This is a genomic window from Vibrio sp. V08_P9A1T1 (genome assembly GCF_963874405.1).
GTDB classification, from domain to species: Bacteria; Pseudomonadota; Gammaproteobacteria; order Enterobacterales; family Vibrionaceae; genus Vibrio; species Vibrio anguillarum.
In genome coordinates, this window is the sequence record NZ_CAWNIB010000108.1 from 1 (window position 1) to 6,040 (window position 6,040).

The following is a 6,040-nucleotide window of genomic DNA, read 5'->3' on the forward strand; positions in this document are numbered from 1 at the left end:
CTTCTGGTTTGGTCGCCAGTTCACCTAATTCGGCAAGCGCATCACTTACACGTTGATTTTCTTTTAAATGTTCTGGGAAGCTGGCGAGGATACGCGCAGCCAGTGAAATATCGCGGGTTTCAACGCTAATGCCTGACGAGGCGGTAAAGGATTGGATAATCGGCAATAAAGAATAAGTGGCCAGTGCTGGTGCTTCGTCTGTGATGGTATAAATAATTGTAGGTTTTTCTGTAGGCATGAAAAATTTCCCTATTTGTTCTAGCAGCACCATTGGATGAAACAGCGCTGTGTGATTGTCCGTGTCAAGTGGGTTAGCATCCTCGCGACTTGAACACGATAGCGTCACTCTTTCAAAAACTGAATCGAATGTCGTTGAGCGTTATCCGATTTTAGTCATTGAGTGAAAATACGTATACACCCAAACCCTTTATTGATACTGAATCCAAATAGCATGGGTTGAGTATAATTAAACAAAACTAGGATAATAGTCTATTATCTTGTGCGTCAATCCTGTTTCTGGGCGCGCAAATCATAGCTTAAATCCAAAGTTCAGAAAACTTTCAAACACACTTCATTTACATTTTTGCAAGGTAGTTAACATGTCATCCCGCTTGCGTCGTGATTCTTCATCAGTATCAAAACCCTCTGGCTCTTCTCATTTTAAACGGCGCGATCCACATCAACGTTCAACCGCCCGCTCCTCTTCATCTGCAGAAGAGGTAAAAAAACGAGTATCACTTGCTGATCGAAAAATCATCATCTTTAATAAGCCTTTTGATACGCTAAGCCAGTTTACCGATGGTGATGGGCGCAAAACTCTCGCTGATTTTATTCCCGTAAAAGAGGTGTATGCCGCAGGTCGTTTGGACAGAGACAGCGAAGGCTTGATGGTGCTCACCAATGACGGCATCTTGCAAGCGAGACTAACGCAGCCGCAGTCAAAATTACCAAAAACGTATTGGGTTCAAGTAGAAGGAGAACCCGCTCAAAACGATTTAGATAAATTGCGCCAAGGTGTAGAGCTAAAAGATGGCATGACGCTGCCTGCCAAGGTTGAGATTTTGCAACCGCCTACCTTGTGGGAACGTAATCCACCGGTTCGTTTTCGCGCACAAATCCCAACCACATGGCTTGCGATTACCATTACTGAAGGTAAAAACCGGCAAGTACGACGTATGACTGCGCATATTGGCTTTCCAACACTGCGCTTAGTGCGCTACGCGATGGGCGACATTGTTTTAGGCGATCTACAACCCGGTGAGTGGAAAGAAATCACTCTCTGACAGCGCTCTCAAAAAACGGAAGCCTCTTTAATTTAAGAGGCTTCACTGTGTTTATTTATGGCGTTCTTTAAGCTTATCAATCACATCACTCAACGCTAATCCTTGGTCTTGTAATAGCACCAATAAGTGATAAATCAAATCAGCCGACTCGCACACTAACTCCGCCTTATCGCCCGACGTCGCCGCAAGCGCAACTTCAACGCCCTCTTCGCCCACTTTCTGCGAAATACGCTTTGTTCCACGGGCATAAAGGCTAGCGGTGTAAGAGGAATCAGGGTCGGCACTCTTGCGGGCAGCCAATAGCTGCTCAAGCTGATGAAGCCACACCATTTGAGACTCTTCTTGTGCATCGTTATCCCAACAGGTTGTGGTTCCAGTATGGCACGTTGGCCCAATGGGATTCACTTTGACCAATAAAGTGTCGTTATCACAATCGAGCGCCATGTTTTTCAACTGTAACACATGACCTGAGGTCTCTCCTTTGGTCCAAAGGCGCTGTTTGCTGCGAGAAAAGAACGTCACTTGGCCTGTTTGCGCGGTTTTTTGCAACGCATCTTGGTTCATGTAACCCATCATAAGCACTTGACTTGATTGAAAATCTTGCACTATCGCCGGAACAAGGCCATCAACTTTGTTCCAATCAATACGCTCAGAAAGTGCAACCGCACTCGATACTTGAAAACTCATCGTCTTACCTCTACACCTTCTGCTTGTAAATATTGTTTTAATTCGCCGATATTGATGATCTGCTTGTGAAAAACCGATGCCGCCAACGCGCCATCGACATGAGCTTGTTGGTAAGCTTGCGCAAAGTGCTCCATCGTTCCCGCCCCGCCAGAAGCGATAAGTGGCACGCGACACACAGCACGTACCTTCTGGAGTTGCTGTAGATCATAACCATTACGCACGCCGTCTTGGTTCATCATATTCAATACGATTTCACCCGCACCACGTTTTTGTACCTCTTGTACCCAATCGCAAGTTTGCCACTGTGTTGCTTTGGTGCGCGTCTCATCGCCAGTAAATTGATAGACCTGATACTGACCCGTTTCTTGATCGAAGTAAGAGTCAATGCCGACCACAATACATTGCACGCCAAATTTATCCGCCAAGTCAGTAATCAACTGTGGGTTAGCGAGTGCTGGAGAGTTAATGGAGACTTTATCTGCACCAAATTCTAAAATTCGCGCAGCATCTTCGGCAGATTTAATACCGCCCGCGACGCAAAATGGAATATCAATCACTGCCGCGACACGCGCAACCCAACTTTTATCCACCACTCGGCCATCACTCGACGCGGTAATGTCGTAAAACACCAACTCATCCGCGCCCTCTTCGGCGTAGCGTTTTGCAAGCGGTACGATATCACCAATGATTTCGTGATTGCGAAACTGCACCCCTTTCACTACTTGTCCATCGCGGACATCCAAACAAGGAATTATGCGTTTTGCCAACATTCGAATGCCTCCTGAGCGGTGAACTTACCATCTAATAAGGCACGACCGACGATCACGCCAGCAACACCACTGCCTGTTAAGACTTTGATGTCCGCTAAGCTACCGATACCACCTGAGGATTGAAACTGTACTTGTGGGTACTGTTTGCATAAATCGATATACAACTCAACGTTAGAACCGGCTAGTGTGCCATCGCGGGAAATATCAGTGCACAATACGTGTGTCAAACCGACCGTTAGGTAATCATCAATCAAGGCTTCTATCGTTACACCTGAATCTTCTTGCCAACCTGAAATGGCCACTTTACGTGTGCCGTCTTGATCAATGTTGATGTCGAGCGCTAGCACAATTTTTTCTGCGCCATACTTTTCCATCCATCCTTTGACTAATTCAGGCTGTTTTACGGCCGTAGAACCGACAACCACGCGCTGCGCACCCGCATTTAATAAATCCACCACATCTTGCTCACTACGCACACCGCCACCAATTTGAATATTGGCAGGGGTACTGGCAAGCAGTTTGGCAATCAGATCAAGCTGTCGGGCTGAGGTATCTTTTGCACCCGTTAAATCGACAAGGTGCAACCAGTTAGCTCCAGCCTGATGATAGAGGCGAAACTGCTCTGCAGGATCCACTTTGTATTCGGTAACTTGACCATAATCGCCTTGAAATAAGCGAACCACTTGGCCATCAATTAAATCTAATGCTGGAATAATCATTGCTAATTCCCTTTTATAATTCCAAGAAGTTCTTGATCAGTGCCGAGCCGGCTTTGGATGAGCGCTCTGGGTGAAATTGGACACCATAGTAATTACCGCTTTGCAGCGCCGCGGTGAAAGGCTTGCCGTATTCACATTCAGCAATCGTGTATTCACCGACGGGCATGGCGTAGCTATGGACAAAATAGAAATATTCGCCTTGCTCAATGCCTTTAAACAGAGGATGGCCTCTTTCGGCATTGACCGTATTCCAACCCATATGTGGCAGTGGTAAATCGCCTGTATCCATCAGGCGAACCTCGCCGTCACATAACCCCAAGCATTCAACAATGTCATTAGCTTGATCGTTAGCTTGCTGTCCTTTTTCTTCTGACAGCTGACCTAACAGTTGCATGCCTAAGCAGATGCCGAGCAGTGGCTTTTCAACCTGTTTCACCAAGGTGATTAAATCGCGCTGTTGCAGATTTTTCATCGCCTCACTTGCCGTACCGACACCGGGTAAAAACAGCTTATCTGCCGTCAACACAACATCAGGATCTTTTGAAATAGTGACTGGGTAACCCAAGCGTTCGATGGCAAATTTCACGGAAGACACATTAGCGCAGCCTGTATCAATGATGACGACCTTCTGCGGCTGGCTGCTGTTATCACTCATCGCTTCGCGGACTGACGACATTACAGTACTCCTTTGCTGCTAGGTAGTTCATTGCCTTCCACTTTAATGGCTTGACGCAATGTGCGGCCAAAAGCCTTAAACAAACTTTCAATAATATGGTGATCATTCTCGCCACTGGATGAGAGATGTAGCGTACAGGCCAAAGTGTCGGTTAATGAACGGAAGAAGTGATATACCATTTCAGTGGAGAGATCGCCCACTTGCTCACGTGTAAAGGTGGCCTCAAATTTCAGATAAGGGCGACCCGATAGATCGAGCGCACATTGTGCTAAACACTCATCCATCGGCAACGAAAAACCAAAACGACCAATACCACGCTTATCGCCTAATGCCTCTTTTAAGGCTTGCCCGAGTGCTAATGCGGTATCTTCAATGGTGTGGTGATCATCAATGTGCAGATCACCATTGACGCTCAACTTCAATTGAAAACCACCATGGGTTGCGATTTGGTCAAGCATGTGGTCAAAAAAACCTAACCCCGTTGTAATTTGATTACCACCCGTTTCATCCAAATTGACCGCAACTTTAATATCGGTCTCTTTAGTGGTTCTTACCACTTCGGCGCTGCGCGCTTTCACGGTTAAGTCTTTAACTATTTCACGCCATCCCATACTTTTCGAATGATACTGAATACCACGGATCGCCATATTTTCAGCCAGTTGCAGGTCGGTCATTCGATCGCCAATCACCACTGATTGCTGAAAATCGACTTTGCCTCCTTGCAGATACTCTTTAACCATCCCCAGTTTGGGTTTGCGGCAAGAGCAATTATCTTTTTCAAAGTGCGGGCAAATCAGCACATCATCAAAGATCACTCCTTGAGACTGAAAAATGTCCATCATCATCGCATGAGGGGCATCGAAATCCGCTTGAGGATAGCTATCCGTCCCCAGTCCATCTTGGTTGGTGACCATTACCAGCCGATAACCCGCAGCCTGCAAAGCCAGTAGGCTTGGGATCACATACGGCTCTAGTTTCAGTTTGTCTAAACGATCAACTTGGAAATCGACCGGAGGCTCAACAATTAAGGTTCCGTCACGATCAATAAAGAGAATTTTTTGCTGTTTGCTCACTGGAATATCCTTTTCTATTGGCCAGTAACGTCACTTAAACGACTGGCTCTTATTCATTTTGGGCTATTTATGGTGCTCGATTACTGATAATAATTGCGAATAAAAGCGAGTGTTTTTTCACACTCTTCGCGATTACCGATACTGATCCTCACGCAATTTTCAATCGGAGAATTGCGTAAAATAATGCCGTGATCCCAAGCGGCTTTAAACAGCGCATCACCATCGGGAAATTTCACTAATAGGTAGTTTCCCCACCCTTCAAACACAGTTAAATTGGGCACCATATACAACCCTGCTTGTAAGTAAGCACGGTTTGCATTGAGATCCAACACTTGGAATTTGGTACGAGCAAGCCCAGCTTCTGATAACGCTTGCACGGCAATGTCTGCTACCGGAATTGGCACGGGATAAGGTGCAATTACCTTCTGCAGCACATCAATCAGCTCTTTATTGGCCAAAGTAAAACCGCAGCGCAAACCTGCAAGCGCAAACGCTTTGGATAAGGTGCGTAAAATCGCCAAATTCGGGTATTGCGCTAATAAATCAACGGTTGAGGCTTCTGGACAGAAATCAATGTAGGCTTCATCCATCACCACAATAGCGCGGTCTTTAGTCATTTCCAGCAAAGCAATAATATCTTGGCGCTTAACTAAATTGCCGGTTGGATTATTAGGACTACAAACGAAGATCAGCTTCACGCTGTCCAAATTGGCACAAATGGCTGACAGGTCGAGCTGCCAATCCGCTGTTAATGGCACAACTTTACGTTCGACACCGAACGTTTCAGCGCTAATCGCGTACATACCATAAGTCGGCGGACAGTATAAAATAG

8 protein-coding genes are annotated in these 6,040 nt (G+C 46.1%); 1 reads left to right on the forward strand and 7 read right to left on the reverse strand.

Going from position 1 to position 6,040, the window contains the following annotated elements:
* Positions 1-238, reverse strand: a 238-nt coding sequence (locus AACT21_RS05330) for an NADP-dependent isocitrate dehydrogenase (RefSeq protein WP_141195275.1), incomplete at its 3' end; no start/stop codon positions are given.
* Between the two features lie 361 nt (positions 239-599).
* Here AACT21_RS05330 and AACT21_RS05335 point away from each other — a divergent pair.
* On the forward strand, positions 600-1,283 hold the full coding sequence (locus AACT21_RS05335) for a pseudouridine synthase (protein WP_217898750.1): 684 nt from the start codon (positions 600-602) through the stop codon (positions 1,281-1,283).
* A gap of 51 nt (positions 1,284-1,334) precedes the next feature.
* Here AACT21_RS05335 and hisIE read toward each other — a convergent pair whose 3' ends face one another.
* The 6 genes from hisIE to hisC form a co-directional block, all read right to left on the reverse strand.
* On the reverse strand, positions 1,335-1,970 hold the full coding sequence (hisIE, locus tag AACT21_RS05340; protein ID WP_017043909.1) for a bifunctional phosphoribosyl-AMP cyclohydrolase/phosphoribosyl-ATP diphosphatase HisIE: 636 nt from the start codon (positions 1,968-1,970) through the stop codon (positions 1,335-1,337).
* Positions 1,967-2,740, reverse strand: a complete 774-nt coding sequence (gene hisF / locus AACT21_RS05345) for an imidazole glycerol phosphate synthase subunit HisF (RefSeq protein ID WP_017044649.1) — start codon at positions 2,738-2,740, stop codon at positions 1,967-1,969. Before hisF ends, hisIE begins: the two co-directional genes overlap by 4 nt.
* Positions 2,722-3,459, reverse strand: coding sequence for a 1-(5-phosphoribosyl)-5-[(5-phosphoribosylamino)methylideneamino]imidazole-4-carboxamide isomerase (hisA, locus tag AACT21_RS05350; protein WP_019281965.1), 738 nt, complete (start codon positions 3,457-3,459; stop codon positions 2,722-2,724). The genes hisF and hisA overlap by 19 nt, the downstream gene beginning before the upstream one ends.
* A gap of 13 nt (positions 3,460-3,472) precedes the next feature.
* Positions 3,473-4,135 carry an imidazole glycerol phosphate synthase subunit HisH gene (hisH, locus tag AACT21_RS05355; protein ID WP_013857093.1) on the reverse strand — a complete coding sequence of 221 codons (663 nt, stop codon included), beginning with the start codon at positions 4,133-4,135 and terminating at the stop codon, positions 3,473-3,475.
* Entirely contained in the window at positions 4,135-5,208 is a 1,074-nt protein-coding gene (gene hisB, locus AACT21_RS05360; RefSeq protein ID WP_094164618.1) for a bifunctional histidinol-phosphatase/imidazoleglycerol-phosphate dehydratase HisB, read from the reverse strand. The genes hisH and hisB overlap by 1 nt, the downstream gene beginning before the upstream one ends.
* An 80-nt stretch (positions 5,209-5,288) precedes the next feature.
* Positions 5,289-6,040: histidinol-phosphate transaminase (gene hisC / locus AACT21_RS05365; protein WP_094164619.1), on the reverse strand; the 752-nt coding region annotated here is incomplete at its 5' end.

What these genes read in the sequence shown, in the direction of transcription:
- AACT21_RS05335 (WP_217898750.1), top strand. Translation starts at nt 600, where the DNA reads ATGTCATCCCGCTTGCGTCGTGATTCTTCATCAGTATCAAAACCCTCT.
- hisH (WP_013857093.1), bottom strand. Translation starts at nt 4,135, where the DNA reads ATGTCGTCAGTCCGCGAAGCGATGAGTGATAACAGCAGCCAGCCGCAG.
- hisF (WP_017044649.1), bottom strand. Translation starts at nt 2,740, where the DNA reads ATGTTGGCAAAACGCATAATTCCTTGTTTGGATGTCCGCGATGGACAA.
- hisA (WP_019281965.1), bottom strand. Translation starts at nt 3,459, where the DNA reads ATGATTATTCCAGCATTAGATTTAATTGATGGCCAAGTGGTTCGCTTA.
- hisIE (WP_017043909.1), bottom strand. Translation starts at nt 1,970, where the DNA reads ATGAGTTTTCAAGTATCGAGTGCGGTTGCACTTTCTGAGCGTATTGAT.